General features: G+C 65.0%; 19 protein-coding genes and 4 tRNA genes. 12 read left to right on the top strand and 11 right to left on the bottom strand.

What is annotated here, in order from left to right; translation table 11 throughout:
• Positions 1-112: 112 nt before the first annotated feature.
• The 3 genes from AC1VV3_RS02075 (at position 113) to AC1VV3_RS02065 (ending at position 393) form a co-directional block, all read left to right on the top strand.
• A tRNA-Lys gene (locus AC1VV3_RS02075) sits at positions 113-188 on the top strand.
• A gap of 25 nt (positions 189-213) precedes the next feature.
• Positions 214-289 (top strand) — tRNA-Lys (locus AC1VV3_RS02070).
• A gap of 28 nt (positions 290-317) precedes the next feature.
• Positions 318-393 (top strand) — tRNA-Lys (locus AC1VV3_RS02065).
• An 82-nt stretch (positions 394-475) separates the two neighbouring features.
• Here AC1VV3_RS02065 and AC1VV3_RS02060 read toward each other — a convergent pair.
• The 4 genes from AC1VV3_RS02060 to AC1VV3_RS02045 all read right to left on the bottom strand — a co-directional run bounded on the left by AC1VV3_RS02060 (position 476) and on the right by AC1VV3_RS02045 (position 7721).
• Positions 476-817 carry a PilZ domain-containing protein gene (locus tag AC1VV3_RS02060; RefSeq protein ID WP_431566625.1) on the bottom strand — a complete coding sequence of 114 codons (342 nt, stop codon included), beginning with the start codon at positions 815-817 and terminating at the stop codon, positions 476-478.
• A 75-nt stretch (positions 818-892) separates the two neighbouring features.
• A complete protein-coding gene (locus AC1VV3_RS02055; protein ID WP_314468913.1) occupies positions 893-1102 on the bottom strand; it encodes a hypothetical protein in 210 nt (69 codons plus the stop codon).
• Positions 1102-5370, bottom strand: a complete 4269-nt coding sequence (locus tag AC1VV3_RS02050; RefSeq protein ID WP_465128087.1) for a translocation/assembly module TamB domain-containing protein — start codon at positions 5368-5370, stop codon at positions 1102-1104. The genes AC1VV3_RS02055 and AC1VV3_RS02050 overlap by 1 nt, the downstream gene beginning before the upstream one ends.
• Positions 5370-7721 carry an autotransporter assembly complex protein TamA gene (locus AC1VV3_RS02045; RefSeq protein WP_431566623.1) on the bottom strand — a complete coding sequence of 784 codons (2352 nt, stop codon included), beginning with the start codon at positions 7719-7721 and terminating at the stop codon, positions 5370-5372. The genes AC1VV3_RS02050 and AC1VV3_RS02045 overlap by 1 nt, the downstream gene beginning before the upstream one ends.
• Before the next feature lie 107 nt (positions 7722-7828).
• Between AC1VV3_RS02045 and AC1VV3_RS02040 the strand changes: the two genes are divergently transcribed.
• The 5 genes from AC1VV3_RS02040 to ribH all read left to right on the top strand — a co-directional run bounded on the left by AC1VV3_RS02040 (position 7829) and on the right by ribH (position 12652).
• Positions 7829-8908, top strand: a complete 1080-nt coding sequence (locus tag AC1VV3_RS02040; protein ID WP_431566622.1) for a YihY/virulence factor BrkB family protein — start codon at positions 7829-7831, stop codon at positions 8906-8908.
• Positions 8909-9107: 199 nt separating this feature from the next.
• A complete protein-coding gene (locus tag AC1VV3_RS02035) occupies positions 9108-9950 on the top strand; it encodes a coniferyl-alcohol dehydrogenase (RefSeq protein ID WP_132262634.1) in 843 nt (280 codons plus the stop codon).
• A 112-nt stretch (positions 9951-10062) separates the two neighbouring features.
• A complete protein-coding gene (locus tag AC1VV3_RS02030) occupies positions 10063-10866 on the top strand; it encodes a crotonase/enoyl-CoA hydratase family protein (protein WP_132262632.1) in 804 nt (267 codons plus the stop codon).
• Positions 10867-10923: 57 nt separating this feature from the next.
• Positions 10924-12231, top strand: a complete 1308-nt coding sequence (gene ribB / locus AC1VV3_RS02025) for a 3,4-dihydroxy-2-butanone-4-phosphate synthase (RefSeq protein ID WP_132262630.1) — start codon at positions 10924-10926, stop codon at positions 12229-12231.
• A gap of 1 nt (position 12232) precedes the next feature.
• Entirely contained in the window at positions 12233-12652 is a 420-nt protein-coding gene (ribH, locus tag AC1VV3_RS02020; protein ID WP_132262629.1) for a 6,7-dimethyl-8-ribityllumazine synthase, read from the top strand.
• 66 nt (positions 12653-12718) lie between these two features.
• Here the strand turns inward: ribH and AC1VV3_RS02015 are convergent.
• From AC1VV3_RS02015 to grxC, 4 genes are all read right to left on the bottom strand, one after another.
• Positions 12719-12795: transfer RNA gene (locus tag AC1VV3_RS02015), tRNA-Arg, on the bottom strand.
• Positions 12796-12852: 57 nt separating this feature from the next.
• Positions 12853-13362, bottom strand: coding sequence for a DUF1178 family protein (locus AC1VV3_RS02010; RefSeq protein ID WP_431566621.1), 510 nt, complete (start codon positions 13360-13362; stop codon positions 12853-12855).
• A gap of 5 nt (positions 13363-13367) precedes the next feature.
• Positions 13368-14195, bottom strand: a complete 828-nt coding sequence (locus AC1VV3_RS02005) for a carbon-nitrogen hydrolase family protein (RefSeq protein WP_431566620.1) — start codon at positions 14193-14195, stop codon at positions 13368-13370.
• A gap of 5 nt (positions 14196-14200) precedes the next feature.
• Positions 14201-14467 carry a glutaredoxin 3 gene (gene grxC / locus AC1VV3_RS02000; RefSeq protein ID WP_431566619.1) on the bottom strand — a complete coding sequence of 89 codons (267 nt, stop codon included), beginning with the start codon at positions 14465-14467 and terminating at the stop codon, positions 14201-14203.
• 210 nt (positions 14468-14677) lie between these two features.
• Between grxC and AC1VV3_RS01995 the strand changes: the two genes are divergently transcribed.
• Positions 14678-15148 carry an Hsp20 family protein gene (locus AC1VV3_RS01995; RefSeq protein ID WP_132262622.1) on the top strand — a complete coding sequence of 157 codons (471 nt, stop codon included), beginning with the start codon at positions 14678-14680 and terminating at the stop codon, positions 15146-15148.
• Between the two features lie 162 nt (positions 15149-15310).
• Positions 15311-16246: an AEC family transporter gene (locus AC1VV3_RS01990; RefSeq protein WP_431566618.1), complete on the top strand. Its 936-nt coding sequence runs from the start codon at positions 15311-15313 to the stop codon at positions 16244-16246.
• A 112-nt stretch (positions 16247-16358) separates the two neighbouring features.
• Here AC1VV3_RS01990 and AC1VV3_RS01985 read toward each other — a convergent pair whose 3' ends face one another.
• The 3 genes from AC1VV3_RS01985 to tpiA all read right to left on the bottom strand — a co-directional run bounded on the left by AC1VV3_RS01985 (position 16359) and on the right by tpiA (position 19472).
• Positions 16359-17987: a CTP synthase gene (locus tag AC1VV3_RS01985; RefSeq protein WP_132262618.1), complete on the bottom strand. Its 1629-nt coding sequence runs from the start codon at positions 17985-17987 to the stop codon at positions 16359-16361.
• A 151-nt stretch (positions 17988-18138) separates the two neighbouring features.
• Complete coding sequence (gene secG / locus AC1VV3_RS01980; RefSeq protein WP_132264079.1) at positions 18139-18561, bottom strand: preprotein translocase subunit SecG; 423 nt, start codon at positions 18559-18561, stop codon at positions 18139-18141.
• Between the two features lie 152 nt (positions 18562-18713).
• The gene (gene tpiA / locus AC1VV3_RS01975; protein WP_132262616.1) at positions 18714-19472 is read right to left on the bottom strand and encodes a triose-phosphate isomerase; all 759 of its coding nucleotides are present in this window, start codon (positions 19470-19472) and stop codon (positions 18714-18716) included.
• Positions 19473-19775: 303 nt separating this feature from the next.
• On the opposite strand from tpiA, the gene AC1VV3_RS01970 reads away from it, so the two are divergent.
• Positions 19776-21743 (top strand): peptidylprolyl isomerase, encoded by a 1968-nt coding sequence (locus tag AC1VV3_RS01970; protein ID WP_431566617.1) that lies wholly within the window; start codon positions 19776-19778, stop codon positions 21741-21743.
• A 25-nt stretch (positions 21744-21768) separates the two neighbouring features.
• Complete coding sequence (gene trpE / locus AC1VV3_RS01965; protein WP_431566633.1) at positions 21769-23280, top strand: anthranilate synthase component I; 1512 nt, start codon at positions 21769-21771, stop codon at positions 23278-23280.
• Positions 23281-23311 lie beyond the last annotated feature (31 nt).

Below are 23311 nucleotides of genomic sequence, written 5' to 3'. Positions count from 1 at the left end.
ATAAGTCGAATTTTCCGCTTCCCATCCTCAAAACAGACGCTATAGGAGCCTCTCCGCCGCCGGGGAGGTCCACCAAGACTTCCCGCAAAGGCAGCCCAGGTCAGGGCAGTGTGGACGCATAGCTCAGTTGGTAGAGCAGCTGACTCTTAATCAGCGGGTCCTTGGTTCGAGCCCAAGTGCGTCCACCATTCCTGTCCTTACGCGGAAACGCGTGGACGCATAGCTCAGTTGGTAGAGCAGCTGACTCTTAATCAGCGGGTCCTTGGTTCGAGCCCAAGTGCGTCCACCATTTCCGTACCTTACGCGGCAACGCGTGTGGACGCATAGCTCAGTTGGTAGAGCAGCTGACTCTTAATCAGCGGGTCCTTGGTTCGAGCCCAAGTGCGTCCACCACCGCCTCCTCCCACCTTTCAAAGCGATAGCCCGGTTGTAGCGGATATTCCCTACAGCAGCGTCACACACCGGCGTGTTGTCGTCACGCCTGGGTTGTCGATGCCGCCCGGCGCGTTACCGGGATGCTGTAAAGCCGCGCGAGATCCTCGATGGATTGCCGGCGAACCGGCGCCAGGAACTCCAGGCCCACCCGGCCATCGCGCACCCAGCGCACTTCCGCCTCGATCGCCTTGAGATTGGCCATGCGCAGTGCGACGCGCTGGGTGACGACGAAATCGCCGTCATTCCCCACGATGCAGCAGCCGCCTTCTGAGATGTCGGCCAGCTCCACGCCGAAGACGTGCCAGCTGGACTTGCGGCAACGTGCCTCAAGCAGGACATGATGGCGCGGATTGAGCCTCCCGCAATCGTCCCTTACCTGCATTGTCACTCCTGTTGGCAGCCAAGTGAGGACCCCTAGCAGCCACAGGTAAACCGCAGGTTGCCTCCCGAGCGGTTTCTAGCGGGCCTCTGGATTGCCTGACGCTTGCGTGCCTGCCTGAAGACCGCCGGCCTGCGACGTTGCCGAGGCGGAGATCTGGGCATCGATCTCCTTGGCACGCTGGCTGACTTTCTCGCTGGCAGCGTCGTAGCGTTCCTCGAAGCTCGGCTCCTTGTGGCAGGCAGCAAGCATCGCCAGACCTGCCACTGCGATCACACCTCGCCGCATCAGTAATCCTTCTTAATGCGGATATTGAGGCTGTTGACGCCCGAACCGCCGGCCTGGCTCAGGACAGACAACCACTTCGTCACGCTGACCTCGAGCTGGGTGGCGGTGAAGCCGCGCGCGTCGGTAATCAGCTCGACGTAGATATCGTCGGTCAGATACTGGCCTGCCGCAAGCGCAGTACCGCGTCCACTGGCCTCATCGGGGCTCAGGATGCGCAGGCGGTCGATGCCTGCGGCCGAACGCAGCTTGCCGAGCGGGTTGATGCCGCCGCCGGTGGCCCGCAGCGAGTTGAGCGACGATGCCAGTTGCACCGCCTGGATCGCCGACAGGTTCTCGATGGAACTGCCGAAGAGGATGCGCGAGAGCACTTCGTCCTGCGGCAGCGCCGGAACCGAGCTGAACTCGATCTGCGGATTGTAGGCCCGGCCGCTGACGGTGACCGTGACTTCCACATCCTCGATCGATTCAGTGGCCGTGATGGCCACGGTGGGATCGATCGTCTGGCCGCCGTTGAACGAGATCAGGCCGTCGGACAGTTCGAAGGACTTGCCGGCGAAGCCCAGGGTGCCTCGCACCAGCTTGACCTCACCGGCCATGCTGGGCGCGGAACTCGTGCCACTCAGGCGGAAATCGGCGCTCCATTCGGATTCCAGGCCCATTCCCGAGACATAAAGCTTTTCCGGAGCCCGCAGACGCAAGTCCAGCCTGACGGAGGAGAAGGCGCTGCTGATCTGCGCCGCCTGCTCGTCGCCCGAGACGCGGGTCGGTCCGGAGCGAGGCTTGAAGCGCACGCCGGTGAGATGCGGCACGTCGACCGCGCCCTGGCGGACGATCTCGTAGCGCGTTTCCGGCAGGCGCAAGTCGCCCGTCAGCAGTGCCGTTTCGCCTGCCCGCTTGGTCAGGTTGAGAGTGCCGGTGGCGCTGGCCGAAAGCGAATCGCTGCGGGCTAGCCGCGCGCCGTTCAGCTTCACGTTGAGATCCATCGGATAGCCCGCGTCCGAGGCGAGGCTGAGGCGGCCGTTGGCGCTCACCGTGCCGCTGCCGGCATTGGCGTTCAGCGAGGTCAGTTCGAACGAGTTGCCGCTGAATTTGCCGTCCAGCGTCATGTTGGTGAGGCGGGTGCCGAAGGCCTGATATTCATAGGTCAGGTCCTTGCCCTTGACGAGACCGGTGATGCACGGGTCCGAGACGCGGCAGGAAAAGTCCGCCGCCAGCCCGACCGATCCGGTGAGGGTCTGCCCCGGCTGTCCGGCGAAGGAAAACAGCGTGTCGGCCGGTCCGTTATAGCGGATGCCGCCGCCCAGTGGCGCCTGCAGCAGACGCGTGGTCCAGGCGCCCTCGCCCGGAGGCAGCGGGCGCAAGCTGGCGACCAGGCGGCCGATCACGCTGCCCTGCTTCCGGAACACCGCGCGGGCCTCGCCGCCATCGGGCAGCAGCTTGCCGACGAAATTGATGTCGACCGGCTGGCTCACCGTGCTGGAACTGGTGCGGGTGAAGTTCACCAGGCTCATGCGGGCATCGGCGCGCGGGAAGGCCGTGGAACTGGCCTGCTCGAAATCGAAACTGCCGCTGGCCTTGCCGCCCAAGCCGTAGCCGGGAACGAAGGCGTTCACGAGGGCGACGTCGACATTTTCGAGCCGGCTCTGGATCTTCATGCCGGCGCCGTAAGTGCCGGCGATCTTGGCCGTACCCGATCCGAAGGCAATGGTGGTGGGCAGAAGCTCGTAGCCGCCGTCCTTGGGCACGATCCGCGCCGGGGACTGCGTGTTGAGCTGGAGCCCGCGCACACGCCCCTGCAAGGCCACACGCCAGAGTTCCGGCGTGAGATCGGCATTGAGGGCGACACGGAACGGCACGCCGCTCACGCCTTCGACCAGGCCCTTGGCCTTGCCGCGTCCATCGCGGTAATCGACCAGGACGCGCGCGGCGGCGATGTCCACGGCGCCGAACGAAGTACCTGCCAATTGTGCGTCCGCGACGACGCTGGGCTTGTCGTAGAGCACCGCGCGGCCGTCGACGATGGCCGAACCGATCGTGAGGTTTGCCGGTCCGGGGAAGACCGCGTCCTTGGCGCGCAAGTTGAAATCGACGGCCTGGTACTTGCCCTCGGCATCGAGCTGCAAGGCACCGCCAATGCCGTTGCCGGTCGCGGTCAACTGGCCTGCGAAGGGCCCGGCCTTGGTCTGGACCATCCGGCCGGCGAAGGCGACACCGGACAGATCTGCGCTGTTGATGTCTACCGACAGCTGCGAGCCCATGCCGAGCGATACGTCCGCCTTGAGCGGGCCGTAATCGGTATCGCCGGTCATGTCGAAGCGGTAGCCGCCGCGAATGCCGGTGATGCGGGCATCGAGGTTCGCCAGACCGATGCCGAGGCCCGGCCGCTCGGCCGTGACATGAGCGTCGGGGTTGGCGATGGTGCCGGTCACGCGCACGCCGATGGCGCCGTAGCGACTGGAACTGCCGCGCGCTGCAAGGGAAATACGGCCATTGGGCGACCAGCTCCCCTGCCCGCCGCTGACCTTCAACTCAGGGGCATTCAACTGCAGCGAGGAGAAGCGCACGACGCCGTCCGGTCCATAGTGGACCCGCGACGAGGCCGCGAAATTGCCGCCCAGATACGTCTGCAGACTGTCGTTCAGCAATTTGGTGGACCGGGCACGCACGGTGCCATCGAGCGCGAAGCCGCTGCCCTCGCTCTTGAGGTCCATATTGGTGCGAATGTTGAAGATGCCGACGCTATCGAGCCGGTAATTGTCGATCTTTCCGTCGATCGCGCCGGTATAGAAGCCCTTGCTGACATCCGCGACGAGGATCAGACCCGCATCGATGCGATCCGAGCGCAGCCGCATATTGTCGGAAAGGACACGGGCGCCGTCGATGGCGAGGTCTCCGTCCAACCTGACATTGGCAAGCTGCCCGCCGGCCACGGTGTCGAGGCCGGTGATCCGCTGCACGCGCGCGGAGACGGGAATGAGGATCTTGTCCGCATCGACCCGCGCCGCGCCGCTGGCGGTAAGGCGTTCGAGGCCCATGTCGTTCATCACCACGCGCGCGGCATTGATGCGATAGGCGACCTTGGGCGTCGTGAAGGCACCGTCCAGTGCCAGCGAAGCGGTCAGGCCCGCACCGCTGAGATTGGGCGCGATGGCCGCCGGCTTCAACAGGGCGAAATCGAGCTTGAGGTCTTCGAAACTGTTGGACGAAAGATCGACGATGCCGTTCGGCGCCAGCGTGAACGCATCGCTCCAGACGCGCCCGGTCACTTTCGCCCGTCGCTGGTCGAGCGCGGCGGTTATGTCGAGATTGGTGATCGGGCCCAACAGGCTGGCGGTCGGTCCGGTTACGAGCCGGGCCACGCGGGTCGGGCCCTTGATCGTGAAGGTGCCGCCGCGCGCGGTGAGGTCGAGATTGGCCAGGTCGCCGCCGCCGAGATCGGCGTCCAGCTTGCCGTTCCAGGCTTTCCAGTCGCCCTTGCCGCCCAGCTTCAGGCGAAGCGGCTGCTTGAGGCCGCCCAGCGCGGCGATGACACCGCCGGTCGGCGCATCCAGATCGACATCGATGGCCAACCGGTTTTTCGCCGGTACCGCGTCGAGCATCAGGTTGAAGCGGTCTCCGCCCTGCTTGCCCTCGATGGCGATCGTGCCGCCTTTCGCCGTGACTTGCGCGCGGCCGTCGGAAATGTGGGCCTTGCCGTCGATGGTGACGATGCGGCGATTGCCGGAAACGGGCGGTTCGGCAATGAACCGGTCGATGCGCAGCTGCCCGATATCGATGTCGATATCAGGCAAGAGCGGCGCGTTGCTTGGCGGGGTGGGTTTGAATTTCGGCGCCCGGCGCAGGACCATGCGCTGCGCGGTGGCGCTGCGCACGTCGACGTGATTGCTGAGATAGGCGAAGGGCCGCCAATCGACGTCGATTTCCGGCGAGAACAGGAACTCGCCTTGCGGGTCGCTCACCGAAAGGTCATGCAAAGTCATTCGCCGGTATAGCGAACCCTCGATGCGGCCGACCTTGATCCGCATGCCGTTCTCGAACTGCAGTCCGGCGATCTGCTCGGCCACGAAGCGGTGGCCCGGGCCGGTGTCGATACCGAAGATGACGGCCGCGACCAGCACGACCGTGCCGAGGACGAGGCCGACGACCGTCTTCAGGGCGCGAATACGCACCCGCCGCCATAGCGAAGGCCTGGGAGAAGCCTCTGGCGTGCCGGTCTCTGCCGTGTTTTCCGGTTCGTCGGCCGGGATCATGGTGTCATTGTCCGACATCAGAATGCCTGTCCGATCGAAACATAGAGATTGAAGCGAGACTCACCGGGCTGGCGGTTGATCGGCGTGGCGACGTCGAGACGCACCGGACCGAAATTGGTGTAGAAGCGTCCGCCGATGCCCACGCCGTAGCGCAAGTTGTTGAATTGCGGCATCGTCTCGCGATAGGCCTGGCCGGCGTCCACGAATGCGACGACGCCGTAATTGCCGAAGCGATAGCGCGCCTCGACCGAGCCTTCGTTAAGGCTGCGGCCGCCCACGGCCGTACCGTCCGGCGCCTGTTCGCCCAGCGCCTGATAGGCATAGCCGCGCACCGAACCACCGCCGCCCGCATAAAGACGGCGGGACGGCGCGATGTCGAACAGGCCGGCCCCTTGGATGGTGCCGAAGCGTACGCGCCCGGCCAGCACGAGGCTGTCCATCACCGGATAATAGGCCGAAGCATCGACACGCGCGCGAACGTAAGGATCGAAGCCGTTGCGAACGGTGGCTTCGGGCTGGATCAGCGTGGTCAGGCGATAGCCCTTGGTCGGATCGAGCAGGCTGTCGGTCTGATCGAGGCCGATCTGGCCATTGACGCCCGCCACATAATACAGCTTGCGGTCGCGGTCGCCCGTGGCGGGGTTGTAGTCGGTTTCCGCCGTGGCCAGGAACTCGACACCGAAGGCATAAGTATACTTCTTTTGCCAGATCGGCGTCGAATCCCGCGCGACACGGGCGGCAATGCGGCCGGTGTAGGCGCTGTAGGCGTCGTAATCGTTATGAAACGCCTCGGCCACGAGTTCGAAGGTCCGGTCGCGCTTGCCCGCGTTGGAACGGCGGAAGGTGACGCCGGCGCCCTGCTGCCGCGTACCGGCGATGACCTTGCCGATCAGCGCGCCTTCCGGGGGGAACATGTTGCGGTGAGTCCAGGTCGCCTGGGCAGTGACGCCCTCGCCCGTGGCATAGCCTACCGAGCCTGCAATCGTGCGCGGCGGCCCGGCCGTCTGCTGGACGTGGAGCGTGACATATTCAGTATCGTCAGGCGCGGCGTCGCCGGTCTTGCGCGGCTCCACCGAGACGGTCGAGAACAGGCTCGTCGCCACCAGGGCCTTGCGCAAGTCGTCCACCTTGCGGCTGTCGTAAAGTTCGCCGCGCTTGAAGCGGGCGAGCACGCCAATGTGCTGGGCATCGAAAGCCTGCTTTCCGGCCGTCGTGAAACCGCCGAAGCGGCCCCGCGGCCCGACATCCACCGGCAGGGTATAGACACCCTCGGCGGTATCCTGGTCGAGCAGGATGTCGCGATCGCCCACTTTGGCGAAGGCATAGCCGTTCTCAGGCAAGGCCAGTGCGACTTGCGCCTCGGCGCCCTGCACCCGCTCGGCGACGATCGGTTCGCCCACCTTGAGCGACAAGTTCTTGGCGATGAGATCGCTGGGCACGGTGGGATCGGCCTTCACGACGATGTCCGAGAAGGAATAGCGCTTGCCGGGCACCACTTTGAGCACGGCGACCAGCGGCGGACCGTCCGTGCCGTCCGGCGTCCGTTCGACACGGGTGGTGACGATCGGGGAGTACCAGCCCTCGGAGGAGAGCACCGTCTGCATCAGCGTGGCGTCTTCGGTCAGGCGCGCATTGACCATGGCCAGGTTCGCAGCCTTGCCATCGCCCTTCTTGAGCGCCGAATGCGAGCGGAATTCGCTGCGCATGTCGGTCTCGGTATCGCCGTCCGCATCGTCCAGACCGTCGATCCGGGTCTGGTAGGCAACCTCGACTTCCTTGTTGTCGTCCTTCTTCTCGGCGAATTGGACCGGCGTCACTTCGAACTGGTCGATCGGCGGCAGCGGTGCGTTCAGTTCCGCATCGCGGACCGGAGCATCGCCGATTTCCTCGTTGACATCGCCATCCGAAAGCGCGGGGTCACCCAAAGGCGCGGCCTGGCCTTCCTGCGGCTTGGCATCGGTCTGGTCGGACGCCATGCGACGCTCGAAGGCTTCGATCGATTCAAGCGGCTTGTCGAGTTCGGGATCGTCCTGCGAATCGAGCTTCGGGATCGCCTGGTTGAATTCGTCATCGGGGATGACCGGCTTCACCTCGGGCAAGGCGACATTGGCCGGCGGAGGCGGGATGACGAGCTTGCCGGCCTGCACCTGATCGTCGTCCGGCACCGAGGCCGTCTCGGCAGAGGCCCCTTTCTCGGCAGAGGACTGGGCCTCCGTACGCGACGTGGTCTGGGCGGATGGGCGCCCCCCCTCGTCCTGCGCGCGTGCCGGAGCGACCGACAGCGCCAGAAGAACGGAAATCGTGGCAAGTCCCGCACCGTCGCGCAGCGAAAGGGAACAAGCCGGCTTTTGATCGTTTAGCCAAGGCATGAGCAGCGCGATGTAACACCCCCTGTCGAGAATGGGCAACAGGCCCCCTCGTGGAATACCCTATCGCATTGCAACAGCGAAAGTTCCCTGCCGCAAGTGGGTAAGCAATGAAATCTGACGAAGGAACATCGACGTCAACCGTCAAGGACGAGATGTCGACACAGTCCGCGCCGAAACCGCTCGGAACCGACGCAAATGCCCCCTGGCAGATTCCGGGCAGGGCCTGGTGGAAGATCCTCAAGCGCGTCTACGTGATGAGCGGCTTCCATGAGCTTGGCCTGCTTTCCGCCGGGCTGGCATTCTACTGCTTCCTGGCATTGACGCCCCTGATCGGTGCGACGGTGATGATCTACGGCCTGTTCGGCAACGTGGAGACAGTGCATGCCCAGATGCAGAGCATCGTCGAGGTGGTCCCGCCGGAAGTGGCGCGCATGCTGGAGCAGCAGCTCGTGCAGATCGTCACCACCAGTCGCGGGGTGACCGGGTTTGCGCTGCTGATCGCGCTCTTCTTCGCGATATTCGGCGGCATGCGTGCGGCCAACGGGATGATCAGCGCGCTTAACATCATCAATGAGGAGCGCGAGACCCGTGGCACCGTCTCGCTGACACTGCGGGCCGTGGGCCTCACGGTTTCCGCCGTGCTCATCGCCTTGACCGGCGTGCTGTCGGGCGGTGTGTTTGCCTGGCTGCAGACCCAGACCAGCGTTTTCCTGGGCGACGCCACGGCCATCCTGTTCAAGTGGCTGACGTGGATCGCTGCCGTGGCGCTGGGCAGCGGCGGCTTTGCGCTGATCATGCGCTATGGTCCGGACCGCAGCCCGGCGAAGTGGCGCTGGCTGGCGCCCGGCTCGCTGCTGGCAACTCTGCTATGGATCGCCGTCTCGTTCGGGTTCTCCCTCTATGTGGCCTATATCAGCGACTACAACGCGACGTATGGTTCGCTGTCGGCCATCGTCGTCTTCCTCATGTGGCTCTATCTGTCCGCTTACGGCGTATTGCTTGGCGCACTCGTGAATGCCGAGATCGAGCGGCAGACCTACTGCGATACCACCACGGGGCCCTCCCTGCCCGCCGGCGAGCGCGGGGCTGTGCTGGCAGACGTAATCGACAACCGCGTCCCTTCTGCCTCCGAACTCGATCGTCACAAGCGCCGCAAGGCCGAGCAGGTTCGCGGCCAGGTCGACTAGTCGAGGCACCTTCCCCTCCGGCCGCCCATCATGGCCCATCGCCGGTGCGTCATCGTGCCGGCGATCAGCCCTTCAGGCAGTTGATGACGGCGCCTTTCTCGGACTAGCTACAGCCCGATATCGCGCGGCAAGAAGCGCAAGGCTTCGTCACCCGGACTCCGTCCGCAGCAGTGGCCCGCAGGAGAGGAAGGACAGCGAGATGACCAAGGTTCAAGGGCAAGACGTTCTCGGATACCAGGGCAAGCGCGTGATCGTCAGCGGCTGCTTCTCGGGCATGGGCGAAGCGACGGCACGGATGCTGGTGGATCTCGGCGCCGAAGTGCACGGGTTCGACTTCAAGGAAAGCGCCGTTCCCATGGCCTCGTTCACCCAGATCGACTTGCGCGATCCCGCGACGATCGAAGCGGCGGTGAACGGCGTCGGCGGCAAAGTCGACGCCTTGTTCAACTGCGCCGGCCTTCCGGGCGGCGGCGGCTTTCCCGCACTCGACGTGATGAAGGTCAATTTCCTCGGCACCCGCCATCTTACCGATAAAGTCGTGCCGCTGATGGGCGAAGGCGGGGCCATCGTCTCGATCGCGTCGACCGGTGGCCTCGGCTGGAGCCGCCGCATCCCCGTGCACATGCAGCTTCTGGCAACGCAGGGCTTCGATGCGGGTCTCGCCTGGTGCGACGCCAATCTCGACCAGGTGGCCGAAGGTTACGCCTTCTCGAAGGAAGCGGTGATTGTCTGGACCCAGTTCATGGGCGCCCAGCTCATCAAGAAGGGCATCCGCATCAACTGCTCGCTTCCCTCGCCCACGCAGACGCCGATGATGGCGACCTTCCATGCCACCTCGGGCAAGGATGTGGTGGACGCGGCCGCAGAGCCGCTGGGCCGCTACACCACGCCCGAAGAACAGGCCGGTCCCCTCGTGCTGGTCAATTCGAAGCTGGCGGGCGTCGTCAACGGCATCGTCATGCCCGTGGACGGCGGGTTCATGGGCGGCCTGGTCACCGGTCAGGTGGACATCTCCAGGATGATGAGCAAGCAGCCCGCCTGACGCGGACCTATTTGGGCATTACCGAAAAAGGGGCGGGACGTCGCGGCGTCCGGCCCCTTTTCCCTATGCGTCAACCTGCTAAGGCATGCGCAGACGGAGAAGGATAGAGCGCATGGAAGAAGCGGTACTGTACGACATCGACGGCGAAGGCATCGTCACGCTCACGCTGAACCGGCCGGACATGCGCAATCCCATTTCGGATCCCGAAGTGATCGAAGGTCTGCTCGCGGCGCTCGAAAGGCTGGACAGCGATCCGGCCGCCCGGGTGGCGATCCTGACCGGCGCCGGGAAGGGCTTTTCCTCAGGGGGCAACATCAATGAGATGAAGCCGGGCGGCAACGTCAACGGCGGCATGCCGATCCGCACCCGCCTCAACTACAAGCGCGGAATTCAGCGCCTACCCCTCGCCTTTTCCAAGCTGGAAGTGCCGGTGATCGCCGCCGTCAACGGCGCAGCGGCCGGCGCGGGCTGCGATCTCACCTGCATGTGCGACCTTCGCATCGCCGGGGAGAGCGCGCGCTTTGCCGAAAGTTTCGTAAAAATCGGCTTGATCGCAGGCGATGGTGGTTCCTGGCTGCTTCCCCGCGTGGTCGGATGGTCGAAAGCCGCAGAAATGGCGCTCACCGGCGACATGATCGACGCTGCCGAGGCCCTCGCCTGCGGGCTGGTCTCCAAAGTGGTGCCCGACCATCTCCTCATGGACGAAGCGCGCGCCCTCGCCCGGCGTATCGCCGCCAATCCGCCTCACGCGGTGCGCATGACCAAGCGCCTGCTGTGGGAAGGCCGTCGCAGCGATCTGGCGACGCTGCTGGAAATGGCTGCCGCCATGCAGTCCGCCGCCCATGCGACGGACGATCACATCGAAGCGGTCGAAGCGTTCCTGGAAAAGCGCAAGCCGGTGTTCAAAGGGTCTTGAATTTCGATGTGATCGGTTCATATGGAAATCACATTGAAATGTGAGAATGGATTTCCAATGGCTGGTAATGTGATCGAACAGGTCCGCAGGCTCGTGAACGAGGGCGGCATGAGCAGGGCCGGCCTCGCCCGCGCCGCCGGGCTTCACGCCAATACCCTGCGTGATTGCACCGAGCCTGACTGGAATCCCACCGCCGACACGCTGACGAAGCTCGAACGCTTCCTCCTTTCGAACGACGACCGTCCGGTCCTCGTGCCGATCGAGGAAATCATCGACGAAGCGCGCAATGGCCGCATGTTCATCCTGGTCGACGACGAGGACCGCGAAAACGAGGGTGACCTCGTGATCCCGGCGCAGATGGCGACACCGCAGGCGATCAACTTCATGGCGACCCATGGCCGCGGATTGATCTGCCTGACGCTCACCAGCCAGCGCGTCGAGGAACTCGGCCTAGACCTGATGAGCCAGCACAACGGCACGCGTCACGAGACGGCATTCACGATCTCCATCGAAGCGCGCGAAGGCGTGACCACGGGCATTTCGGCAGGCGACCGCGCGCGCACCATTTCAGTCGCGATCGACGGCACCAAGACCAAGGCCGATATCGTCACCCCCGGCCACGTCTTCCCGCTGCGTGCCCGTGACGGCGGCGTGCTCGTCCGCACCGGCCACACCGAGGCCGCAGTCGACATCTCCCGCCTTGCCGGCCTCAATCCTTCGGGCGTGATCTGCGAGATCATGAAGGATGACGGCACCATGGCGCGCATGGACGACCTCATCGGTTTCGCGCGCATTCATGACCTGAAGATCGGCACGATCCGCGATCTCATCGCCTATCGCCGCAAGCACGATCGCATGGTCGAGAAGAAGAACGAGATCACGTTCCAAAGCCGCTATGGCGGCCAGTGGCTGGCTCGCAGCTACTTCAACAAGGCCACCGGCGAAGAGACCATGGCGCTGATCAAGGGGCGTATCGACCCCGCCAAGCCTACGCTCGTGCGGATGCACACGCTGTCGATGTTCGTGGACGTGCTGGGCGAGGATTCCAGCGACCGCGGCGCCCTGCTGCACCGCTCGATGGAAATGATCGCCGAAGAGGGCTCCGGGGTGATCGTCGTCATCAATCGCCAGATGACCGGTGCGATCTCGCGCGTCATGGATATCAAGCATCAGTTCCGCGCCGGCGAAAACCCGGACCTTGAGGAACTGCGCGATTATGGAGTAGGCGCCCAGATCCTGGCCGAACTCGGCATCCACGATATGATCCTGCTGACCAATACCCATCACTCGCTCGTCGCATTGGAAGGCTATGGCCTGAACATCGCCGGCGAACGCCCCATCCCCGCCTCCGAAGGAGCGAACTGACATGGCCCGCTTTCTCATCGTCGAAGCCCGCTTCTACGACCACCTGAACGACAAGCTGATCGCCGGCGCCAAGGCCGCCCTGAAGGCCGCCGGCCACCAGGCCGAAGTCATCACCGTGCCCGGCGCGCTGGAAATCCCGGCCGCCATCTCGCTGGCAGATGCCACCGGCGACTATGACGGCTATGTCGCGATCGGCGTCGTCATTCGCGGCGAGACGTATCACTTCGAAATCGTCGCCGGCGAATCCGCACGCGGTATCATGGCGCTGACGATGGACGGCATTCCGATCGGCAACGGCATCCTGACCGTCGAGAATGAGGAACAGGCACTCGTCCGCGCCGAACCGGGCCAGAAGGACAAGGGCGGCGAAGCGGCCAAGGCTGCCGTGGCGCTCTACGACCTCAAGGAAAAGTTCGCCTGATCTTTCGGATGTGACATTCCGTCAGCCGAAATAAAAATGCCCGCGATAAACGCGGGCATTTTTTGTTGGTGCGCCCGACGGGATTCGAACCCATGGCCCCCAGATTAGGAATCTGGTGCTCTATCCGGCTGAGCTACGGGCGCACTCGAGCGCGTCCTAGCTTGCAGTGCCGAACTTGGCAATCTGTTGAATGGGACGATTCAATTGGCCTGTTCGGGCGGCAACACCGGGAACGGCAGGGCGGCAACGGCGATGCCTTCCTCCATGAGTTCCTTGGCCTGCTCCACGCTCGCACGGCCATGGATCGATTCGCTGTCGCGCTCGCCATAATGCATGGCGCGGGCGTCCTCGACGAAGCTGTCACCGACGAAACGGCTCGATTTCAAGGCCTCGGCCTGCATGATCGCCAGCTTGTGCAAGGCCTCGACGGCCTGAGGTGGCAATTCCAGCGCCTGAGGCACCGGGGCTCCGCCCGCAGGTGGCGCCGGCACGGCCACGGTCGAAGCAGGCGCCCGCGCCGGCTCGGCCCGCTGATTGCCCTTCCGGCCAAGGTGCGGCGCCTGGACGGCCTTGCCCACTTCGGCCGAGCCGCAATGAGGACAGGCGACCAGCCCATGCTCCTGCTGGCGCGCAAAATCTTCCGAGGATTTGAACCAGCCCTCGAAACGGTGGTGCGCGGAACGGCATTCGAGATCAAAGACGATGGGCATGCGGCCTATTTGGCGATCTCGCGGCGGTTGGCAAGGCTCGGCAGCTGTCCGCGGACTTCCGCGATCCGCGCGGGATCGATATCGACGAAACCCAGGCCGGCCATGTCACCGCCAAGGTCCAGCAGAACGTCTCCCCAGGGATCCACCGCCAGCGAATGGCCATAAGTTTCGCGGTCGTCCTCATGATGGCCGACTTGCGCGGCGCTCAGCACGAAAGCGCTGGCTTCCACGGCGCGGGCGCGCTGCATGAGATGCCAGTGGGCGCGGCCCGTTGGCACCGTGAAGGCCGCAGGAATCGCCACGAGGTCGCAGCGTTCGCGGCCAAGCGCTTCGAACAGCGCGGGAAAGCGCACATCGTAGCAGATCGCCAGACCAAGCCGGCCAAGCGGCGTTTCCACCGTCACTACCCGCTCGCCGGGCGCATAGGCGTTTGATTCGCGCCAGGATTCGCCGGTCGCAAGATCCACGTCGAACATGTGGATCTTGTCGTACCGCGCGCGGACTTCGCCGCTGTCGTCGATCACGAAAGCGCGATTGGCATAACGCCGTTCCGGTGCATCGCGGTCAGGACGCACGGCCAGGGAGCCGAGATGAACCCAGATCCCTTCGCGCGCAGCCGCCTCGCGCGCCGCGGCCAGAACGAGATCATCGGCCTCGCCGACGATGTTCGCCGCCGCCCTCTCCCGCTTGCGATCGAGCAGGCCGGACATCTCGGGCGTGAACAGCATCGCCGCACCCCCCGCCTTCGCCTCGCGAATGGCGGAAACGATGGCGGCAGCGTTGGCCTCGGGATCGATCCCCGAAGTCATCTGGAACAGCGCAGCGCGGCCCATGGCGGTCAGCAGAGACCAAGGACGGGGTCGAGCTTACCCGCCCGGTTCAAGGCGTCGATATCGTCGAACCCGCCATAAGGCTTGCCGTCCACCAGCACTTGCGGAACGGTTCGGGCACCCGGCGCGCGTTCGAGCATTTCGTCGCGCTTGGGCCCGCCCATCGTAATATCGTATTCCTCATAGGGAACGCCCTTATCGTCCAGCAGCGACTTGGCCATGACGCAGTAGGGGCAGCCCCACTTGGTATAGATTTCCACCTTCGGCTGGCTCATCGAATTCTTCCTTTTCGTCTCTTGGCGACCGGGCCGCTGCACCTGGGCAAGCCCACGTTCCGAAGGCCGCCGGACGGGGCCTTGAAACAGGGGGCGGCTACCATATCTAGGAATTCAAGTCATGGCCCGCCAAGGGCATGGCTTGAAAACGGGGCGCCGGGAGGTCCGGGCCCCGACGAAACGAAGATTGCTCATTGGAGGATTTTTGTCATGAACCGTATCGATTTCTCGCCCTATCGCCGTACCATGGTCGGCTTCGACCGCCTGTTCGACATGATCGAAAACCAGGGCCGCGCGAACCCGGGCGACAAGTACCCCCCCTTCAACATCGAACGCCGCGGCCCGGATGCCTATCGCATCACCCTGGCCGTCGCAGGTTTCAAGCCGGCGGACATCGATATCACCGCACAGGCCAACCTGCTGGTCGTCAAGGGCCACAAGCCCGATGAGGCGGCGGACAGCGAAATGCTGCATGTCGGCATCGCCCAGCGCGGTTTTGAGCGCCGGTTCGAGCTGGCCGACTACGTTCGCGTCGACGGCGCGGACCTTGCCGACGGTCTGCTGGTCATCGACCTCCTGCGCGAAGTGCCGGAAGCGATGAAGCCCAAGAAGATCGCCATCGGCGGCCATACGCTGACCGTGGTGGACGGCAGTGCGGGCGACGATTCCGCCGCCGCCTGAACAGTTCGATAATTCGCAGATCGGGGCGGCCTGGGATATCCGGGCCGCCCTTTTTGATGGCCGATTGCAACCCTCGCATCGCTCCCGGGAAAAAGAGCGATGGACAGCACCGACCCAGCACCTAAGCCGCAGACTTTGCTGAGTTGAAGGCTGCCGCGCTCCATGATCTCTATCCTGTTGATCGTCCTGCCGATCTTCGCGCTGACTTTCGTGGGCTGGCTGGCGCGGCGGGTGGGCATCTTCAGCCCCCAGTCGACGACCGAACTGAACCGTTTCGTCGTCTATCTCGCGCTCCCGGCGCTCCTGTTCGACATTGTCGCCAAGGCGCAAGTGGCGGACATCTGGCAGCCGGGCTTCCTTGCCGTTTTCGGGCTGAGCACGTTTTTCTTCTTCGCCGCGACGGTGGCCGTCAGCCGGGTGACCGGAGCGCCGATCGGCAACGCCGCGATCCACGGCCTGAATGGCGCCTACTCGAACACGGCCTTCCTCGGCTTCCCCCTTCTGTTGGCGACCCTTGGCCCCGGTTCGCAGGCGCTGACCCTGATCGCCACGATCAACACCGTCTGCGTACTGTTCGCCGTCGCCATCGTGCTGATCGAGTTCGGCAACCAGTCGGGCGGCCGCCCTCTGACGATCCTCCTGCGCGTCCTCCAGGCCCTGTTTCGCAACCCCCTGGTCCTGGCCCCGCTGCTGGGTGCGGCGGTAATGGCCAGCGGCATCGGCGTCGCAGCGCCCCTCGACGCCTTCCTCAAACTGCTGGGATCGGCCGCCAGCCCATGCGCGCTCGTGTGCCTCGGCATGTTCCTGGCGGAACCGCGCGAAACGGAAGCCGGGGGAAGCGGAAACACCGCCCTGCTCGTGGCGCTCAAGCTTTTCCTCTATCCGGCCCTGACGCTGGTTCTGGCTCTCTGGGTGTTCCCGCTCACCAAGCCGCTTCGCGACGCCGCCGTGCTCCTGGCCGCCCTGCCGACCGGCACGGGGCCGTTCATGCTCGCGGAGTTCCATCGCCGCGAAGGCGCGCTGACGGCCAAGGTCATTCTCGTTTCCACCGTGCTGTCGGTCGGCACGATCACCGTGCTGCTCTCGGTGCTCGCCTGACGCAGGAGGCAGGAGGCCGGAGCAGCCACCGCCGTTCCGCGCGAGAACCCGCGCAAACGAAAAGAGGCGGCCTCCTGCGAGACCGCCTCTTAATTTCAACCCTGCCCGAAGATCAGACCAGTCGCGCCTGGCGCAAGGCCGCGGCGATGAAGCCTGCGAACAGCGGATGCGGCTCGAACGGCCGGGACTTGTATTCCGGATGGAACTGCACGCCCACGAAGAACGGGTGGTCCGGCCGCTCGACGATCTCGGGCAGCAGGCCGTCGGGCGACATGCCGGAGAAGATCAGGCCATCGCCTTCCAGCGTCTCGCGATACTGGGCATTGACCTCGTAACGGTGACGATGGCGCTCCGAAATCTCGGTGGCGTTGTAGATCGAGGCAACGTGGCTGTTCGGCGAAAGCTCGGCCTTGTAGGCGCCAAGGCGCATCGTGCCGCCAAGGTCGCCGCCTTCTGCGCGCTTTTCCAGGCCGTCTTTGCCCATCCACTCAGTGATGATGCCGACGACGGGATCTTCGGTCGGTCCGAACTCGGTCGAGTTGGCCTTCTCGACACCCGCGGAACGGGCGCCTTCGATACAGGCCATCTGCATGCCGAGGCAGATGCCGAAGAAGGGAACTTCGCGCTCGCGGGCGAAGCGCACCGATGCGATCTTGCCCTCGGTGCCGCGCTCGCCGAAGCCGCCCGGTACCAGGATGCCGTGCATCGGTTCGAGCGCTGCGGCGATCTCCGAATCTTCCTTCTCGAAGATTTCCGCATCGATCCAGTTGACGTTGACCTTCACGCGGTTGGCCATGCCGCCGTGAACGAGCGCTTCGTTCAGCGACTTGTAGGCGTCCTGCAGACCGACGTACTTGCCAACGACGCCGATGGTCACTTCACCCTCGGGGTGCTCGAAGCGGTCGGTGATGTCGTTCCAGCGCGACAGATCCGGCGCTTCCGACGCCATGCCGAAGTGATGGAGCACTTCGGCGTCGAGACCCTCGTGGTGGTACTGGAGCGGGACCGCGTAGATGTTCGGCGCGTCGAGCGCGGGGATCACCGCCTGCGGACGGACGTTGCAGAACAGCGCGATCTTGCGGCGCTCGCTCTCGGGCAGCTCCCGGTCGCAGCGGCACAGCAGGATGTCGGGCTGGATGCCGAGACCGGTCAGTTCGCGCACGGAGTGCTGCGTCGGCTTGGTCTTCAACTCGCCGGCGGCCGCGATGTAGGGCACCAGCGTGACGTGGACGAAGCAGGTCTGCTCGCGGCCCAGTTCGTTGCGCAGCTGGCGCAGCGCCTCGACGAAGGGCAGGCCCTCGATATCGCCGACCGTGCCGCCGATCTCGCAGAGAACGAAGTCGAGATCCTCGGTCTCCGTCATCGCGAAGTCCTTGATCGCGTCCGTGACGTGCGGGATCACCTGGACGGTGGCGCCAAGATAGTCGCCGCGGCGCTCCTTGGCGATGATGTCCTGGTAGATACGACCCGAGGTGATGTTGTCAGCCTGGCGCGCCGAAACGCCGGTGTAGCGTTCGTAGTGGCCCAGATCGAGGTCCGTCTCCGCACCATCGTCGGTTACGTAGACTTCGCCGTGCTGATACGGGCTCATCGTGCCCGGATCGACGTTCAGATAGGGATCGAACTTGCGGATGCGGACGCGATAACCGCGTGCCTGCAAGAGAGCCGCGAGGCTCGCCGCCATGAGACCTTTGCCGAGCGAGGAGACCACGCCGCCGGTGATAAAAATATGCCGCGCCATGGGAGTCGGCCCTTAAATTGCATGGGGGCACGAGCGCAAGAGCGCTGTGCCTGAATCCACAGTTCAAAACGAATGAAATGCCGCCTGCCAGAGCCAGACGGCATTCCTGTTACGATGATGCGCCGGGGTGAACCCTGCTGATCGGACCGTTTTACTGGCCGGCAGCACCCGAAAGCGGATCATTGGCCGGTGCGGTTCCAGCAGGCGCAGTCCCGGCAGGAGCAGGGCTGGCGCCGTTTGCCGGAGCGGCAGCCGGGGCAGCTGCGCCGGCGAGCGGATCGGCCGGCTGCGCGGGCGCGGCCGGAGCCGTCTCGCGCTGAAGCGAAGTATCGATGTCACGGCCAGTGGTCTCGTTGACCGCCAGTGCCGCCAGCACGATCGAAAGGATCACGAAGATCGCCGCAAGAATGCCGGTTGCACGGGTCATGAAGTTGGCCGCACCGCGCGCCGACATGATGCCCGAAGGGCTACCGCCGCCGACACCGAGACCGCCGCCTTCCGACTTCTGCATCAGGATGATCCCGACGAGCAGGAGCGCGACAATCGCCTGGACAACGGTCAGGAAGGTGAACAGCATCTTGCGTTTTTCTCAGTCTTCTGTGGGGACGCTTCCAGCGGAAGCCGTGCCCTCGTCTCAAGCCGCGCAGATAGGCGCTCGCGGCCTTCTGTGCAAGTCATCAGCCGAACCGTCGCCACAAAGCGCGCGATCCGGCCGAAATCGGAAAGTCAGTCGTTGCCCAGCGAGGCTGCGGCACCGACGATCGCCAGGAAGCTCTCGGCGCTCAGGCTGGCACCGCCGACCAGCGCTCCGCCCACGTCGGGCACGGAGAGCAGTTCGCCGGCGTTCTCCGCCTTTACCGAGCCGCCGTAGAGAATGCGCACGTCCGCCCCGCCCTCGCCGTAGATGGCAACGAGCTTGGCGCGGATCGCCGCGTGCATGGCGGCCACGTCCTCGATCGAGGGCACGCGTCCGGTGCCGATCGCCCAGACCGGCTCGTAGGCCAGCGAGAGCTTCTCGGGCAGGCCGTCAATGGCCGGAGCCGAGCCCTCGATCTGCGCGGCGACCACGGATTCGGCATCGCCTGCATCGCGCTGGGCTTCGGTTTCGCCCACGCAGAGAATCACCGCGAGGCCCGCGGCGAGCGCCGCCTCGGCCTTGGCCTTCACGTCGCCATCGCGCTCACCGTGAAGCGTGCGGCGCTCCGAGTGACCGACGATCGTGAAGTCCGCGCCTGCATCCTTGAGCATGGGGGCCGAGATATCGCCGGTGAAGGCACCGCTGTCTTCCGCGCGGCAATCCTGCCCGCCGACACCGATCAGTTCGACGGCATCGCGGACGCGGTAGAGCAACGTCGCCGGCGGTGCGACCGCCACCTGCACCTTCGGAAAGCGTGCGGCAGCCCGGTCGATCGCGCGCGCCTCATTGAGCATCGCACGCGTGCCGTTCATTTTCCAGTTACCGACGATGTAAGGCAGACCAGCCATGTTATTGGGAAACCTTGATTTCAGAGCGCGCAGAGTGCCCGGAAGGCCCGCTGGGAGCGGGAATCACAAGCCGCGCTTTCGGGGCGCTGCTAGTGCACGGAGGGCTCACTTGTCAAAATCCGCGCATTCCCGGTTCAGTCGCAACCGCAGATGGAAGCCACGATTTCCCGAGTCGCGAGCGCCTTATCGAACGTCGCCATTGCAGGATGACACAAGCCACCCTAAAGCCTGCCCCGTTTCGCGCAGTGGCAAGGCCATCGCGCTCCGATTGAACCCAAATTTACACGCTGATCGGCACGGTACATGCTCTCACTCTTCCGAAACCTCCTGAAGTCCAAGATCGGTGCCGGCATTGCCCTGGCGGTGCTGGTGCTCATCACGCTGGCCTTCGTCGGCGGCGACCTGACCGGCCTGGGCGATTCCACCGGGATCACCGCGGGCAAGTCCGTCGCCACTGTCGGCAAGGACGAGGTCGAGGAGAACGAACTGGGCCTGGCCGCCAAGTCCGCGCTTTCGCGGGTGCAGGCCCAGGATCCGACGATGACCATGAAGGTCCTCATCGCCCAGGGCGGCCTGGAGCAGGTTCTCGACGAACTGATCGATCGCACCGCGACCGCGTTCTTCGGCAAGAAGATCGGCGTCGTCGCCGGTGACCGCCTGATCGACAGCGAGATCGCCCGCATTCCCGCGTTCCAGGGCGTGGACGGCAAGTTCGACCAGGCAACCTTCCGCCAGCTTCTCGGCCAGCAGGGTCTTTCGGAAAAGTCGCTTCGCGAAGACATCGCACAGGGCCTGATCGCGCAGCAGCTCATGCTCCCCGCCCAGTTCGGCACCTCGATGTCGACGTTCGCGGCCAAGCGCTATGCGGCCCTGCTCGACGAGAACCGCGCCGGTTCGGTCGTCGCCCTTCCCTCGCAGCTGTTCTTCCCTGCGAAAGAGCCGAACGACGCCGATCTCCAGGCCTTCTACAAGAGCCACACCAACGCCTTCATCCGTCCCGAACGCCGCGTGATCCGCTATGCCACCTTCGGCGAGGACGCGGTCAAGGCGATCCCCGCTCCCACGGACGCGGATATCGCCAAGCGGTACCAGGCGGACAAGTCGATCTACGCCGCGCAGGACAATCGCAAGATCACCCAGTTGATCGTTCCGACCGAAGCCGCGGCCAAGGCCGTCGCCGCCGAAGTCGCGAGCGGCAAGACGCTCGAAGCCGCTGCCCAGGAAAAGGGCCTTTCCGCCGCCAAGCTCGAATTCTTCAGCAAGGACCAGCTCTCCAGCCAGTTCTCGCCGGCCGTTGCCGACGCCGTGTTTGCAGCCCCTGTCGGCAAGCTCACGGCGCCGCAGAAGAGCGCTCTCGGCTGGCACCTGATCCGCGTCGAGGACGAGCAGAAGAAGCCTGAGCGCCCCCTCGCCGCCGTCAAGGACGAGATCGCCGCCAAGCTGAGCGCCGAAAAGAAGCAGGCTGCTTTCACTGACCTGCTCGCCAAGATCGAGGACGAATTCGCCAATGGCGCCAGCCTCGTCGAAGTCGCCAAGTCGCTTGGCGCCACTGTCGAGACGACGGCACCGGTCACCGCAAACGGCCAGATCTACGGCAAGCCCGGTGAAACCGCGCCTGCCCTGCTGCAGCCGGTGCTGAAGACCGCCTTCGGCATGGACCAGGAAAAGCCGCAGACCGCGCAAGTTGGCAAGGACGGCAACCAGGTCGCGGCCGAGCGCAACTTCATCGTCTACGACGTCACCGACATCACGCCTTCCGCGCCGGCTCCCTACAAGGAGATCGTCGGCGACGTGAAGGCCGCCTGGGCGCTCGACAAGGGCGGGGCTGCTGCCAAGGCCGCCGCGCTCCAGATCCAGACGCAGATCCGCCAGGGCAAGACCGTCGAACAGGCCGTTGCCGCTGCAGGCAAGCAGTTGCCCGTCGAGCAGGTCTCGATGTCGCGCGCCACGCTGACTGCAGCGCTGCGCTCGGGCCGCCAGGTGCCGCCGCCGGTCTCGCTGATGTTCCACATGGCCAAGGGCACCGTGAAGGTGCAGTCGGCCGGACAGGATCGCGGCTGGTTCGTCGTCGTCCTCAAGGACGTCGTGCCCGGCAAGGTCGAATCGCCCCAGCTCGTCGAAGGCACCCAGCGCGAGCTGGGCGGCCAGATGGGCCAGGCCTATACCGACGCGCTCGGCAAGGCGATCCGCAAGGAAGTGGGCGTGACCAAGCACGACAAGGCCATCAAGGCCGTGCGCGACCAGCTCGCCGGCACCGCCAGCGCCGAATAAGGCCAATCAGATGAAGACCGGGGTCATGGAACGCGAATCGGATCGCCTTGCGGCATTGGCGCAGCTCTCCAAGGGCAAGCCGGCACTGCTCTGGCGCAAGCTCGTGGCCGATACCGAAACCCCGGTCGCCGTCGCGCTCAAGCTCTTCGAGGAAGGCCGCGGCGACTTTCTGCTCGAATCGGTCGAAGGCGGCGAGACGCGCGGGCGCTACAGCCTGATCGGCCTCGATCCCGACTTGGTGTTCCGCGCCGAAGGCCAGGGCTGCGAGATCAACCGCGACTGGCAGGACGACCGCGAAGCTTTCGCGCCGCTGGCCGGCGAGACGCTGGTGGAGCTGCGTGCGCTGGTCGAAAGCTGCCGCTTCGACGTTCCTGCCGCGCTTCCGCCCGCCCTCGCCTGCCTTGTCGGCTATTTCGGCTACGAGACCATCGGCCTTGTCGAAAAGCTGCCGCGCGCGCCGCAAAGCGCGCTCGCCTTACCCGACATGCTGTTCGTGCGCCCTTCGCTGATACTGGTGTTCGACCGCCTGAGCGACGAACTCTTCTGCGTCGCCCCGCTCTGGCCGGAAGCCGGCACGCCGGAGCGCCTGGTCGAACTGGCCGCCGAGCGCATCGACGAAGCCTTGCGCAAACTGGCCGCACCCGCCCCGGTCCTCCCCAGCGCGAGCGATCTTCCCGAGCCCGTCCAGACCCCGGTCATGTCCGCGTCCGACTACGAAGCCATGGTTCTCAAGGCCAAGGACTACATCGAGGCGGGCGACATCTTCCAGGTCGTGCTGGCGCAGCGTTTCACCTGCGAATTCACCCTGCCTCCGCTGGCGCTCTACCGCTCGCTGCGCCGCGTGAACCCGTCGCCCTTCCTCTATTTCCTCGACATGCCCGGCTTCGCGCTGATCGGCTCGAGCCCGGAAATCCTCGTCCGCGTCCGCGAGGGCGAAGTGACGATCCGTCCCATCGCCGGCACCCGTCCGCGCGGCAAGACGGCCTCGGAAGACAAGGCCAACGAAGTCAGCCTGCTTGCCGATCCCAAGGAAAGGGCCGAGCACCTTATGCTGCTCGACCTCGGCCGCAACGATGTCGGCCGCGTGGCGGCTGCCGGCACCGTCGAAGTGACCGACAGCTACACGATCGAACGCTACAGCCACGTCATGCACATCGTCTCGAACGTGGTGGGCAAGCTCGACACGGCCAGGCACGATGCCATCGACGCCGTCTTCGCAGGCTTCCCGGCAGGCACCGTTTCCGGGGCGCCCAAGGTTCGCGCCTGCGAGGTCATCGCCGAGCTGGAGCCGGAAACGCGCGGCGCCTATGCCGGCGGCGTCGGCTATTTTGCCCCGGACGGTTCGGTCGATTCCTGCATCGTGCTGCGCACCGGCGTGCTGAAAGACGGCATCCTTCACGTTCAGGCCGGCGCCGGCATCGTTGCCGACAGCGTCCCCGCCTACGAGCAGCGCGAGTGCGAGGCCAAGTCCGGCGCGCTCTTTGCCGCGGCCCGCGAAGCGGTTCGCGTCGCCGGTGAACCGGGCTTCGGGCAGTGAGCGGCGTAGAGGCCTTCCCGATCCCGGGGTT

This window comes from Novosphingobium sp. BL-S-34 (genome assembly GCF_056857015.1).
Note: the sequence above shows the minus strand (reverse complement) of the source record. Positions and strands in the feature narration are given on the sequence as shown.

Bases quoted from the DNA above. Each gene is read 5' to 3' on its own strand.
- AC1VV3_RS02060 (WP_431566625.1), bottom strand. From the start codon at position 817: ATGCAGGTAAGGGACGATTGCGGGAGGCTCAATCCGCGCCATCATGTC.
- AC1VV3_RS02055 (WP_314468913.1), bottom strand. From the start codon at position 1,102: ATGCGGCGAGGTGTGATCGCAGTGGCAGGTCTGGCGATGCTTGCTGCC.
- AC1VV3_RS02050 (WP_465128087.1), bottom strand. From the start codon at position 5,370: ATGTCGGACAATGACACCATGATCCCGGCCGACGAACCGGAAAACACG.
- AC1VV3_RS02045 (WP_431566623.1), bottom strand. From the start codon at position 7,721: ATGCCTTGGCTAAACGATCAAAAGCCGGCTTGTTCCCTTTCGCTGCGC.
- AC1VV3_RS02040 (WP_431566622.1), top strand. From the start codon at position 7,829: ATGAAATCTGACGAAGGAACATCGACGTCAACCGTCAAGGACGAGATG.
- AC1VV3_RS02035 (WP_132262634.1), top strand. From the start codon at position 9,108: ATGACCAAGGTTCAAGGGCAAGACGTTCTCGGATACCAGGGCAAGCGC.
- AC1VV3_RS02030 (WP_132262632.1), top strand. From the start codon at position 10,063: ATGGAAGAAGCGGTACTGTACGACATCGACGGCGAAGGCATCGTCACG.
- ribB (WP_132262630.1), top strand. From the start codon at position 10,924: ATGGCTGGTAATGTGATCGAACAGGTCCGCAGGCTCGTGAACGAGGGC.
- ribH (WP_132262629.1), top strand. From the start codon at position 12,233: ATGGCCCGCTTTCTCATCGTCGAAGCCCGCTTCTACGACCACCTGAAC.
- AC1VV3_RS02010 (WP_431566621.1), bottom strand. From the start codon at position 13,362: ATGCCCATCGTCTTTGATCTCGAATGCCGTTCCGCGCACCACCGTTTC.
- AC1VV3_RS02005 (WP_431566620.1), bottom strand. From the start codon at position 14,195: ATGGGCCGCGCTGCGCTGTTCCAGATGACTTCGGGGATCGATCCCGAG.
- grxC (WP_431566619.1), bottom strand. From the start codon at position 14,467: ATGAGCCAGCCGAAGGTGGAAATCTATACCAAGTGGGGCTGCCCCTAC.
- AC1VV3_RS01995 (WP_132262622.1), top strand. From the start codon at position 14,678: ATGAACCGTATCGATTTCTCGCCCTATCGCCGTACCATGGTCGGCTTC.
- AC1VV3_RS01990 (WP_431566618.1), top strand. From the start codon at position 15,311: ATGATCTCTATCCTGTTGATCGTCCTGCCGATCTTCGCGCTGACTTTC.
- AC1VV3_RS01985 (WP_132262618.1), bottom strand. From the start codon at position 17,987: ATGGCGCGGCATATTTTTATCACCGGCGGCGTGGTCTCCTCGCTCGGC.
- tpiA (WP_132262616.1), bottom strand. From the start codon at position 19,472: ATGGCTGGTCTGCCTTACATCGTCGGTAACTGGAAAATGAACGGCACG.
- AC1VV3_RS01970 (WP_431566617.1), top strand. From the start codon at position 19,776: ATGCTCTCACTCTTCCGAAACCTCCTGAAGTCCAAGATCGGTGCCGGC.
- trpE (WP_431566633.1), top strand. From the start codon at position 21,769: ATGGAACGCGAATCGGATCGCCTTGCGGCATTGGCGCAGCTCTCCAAG.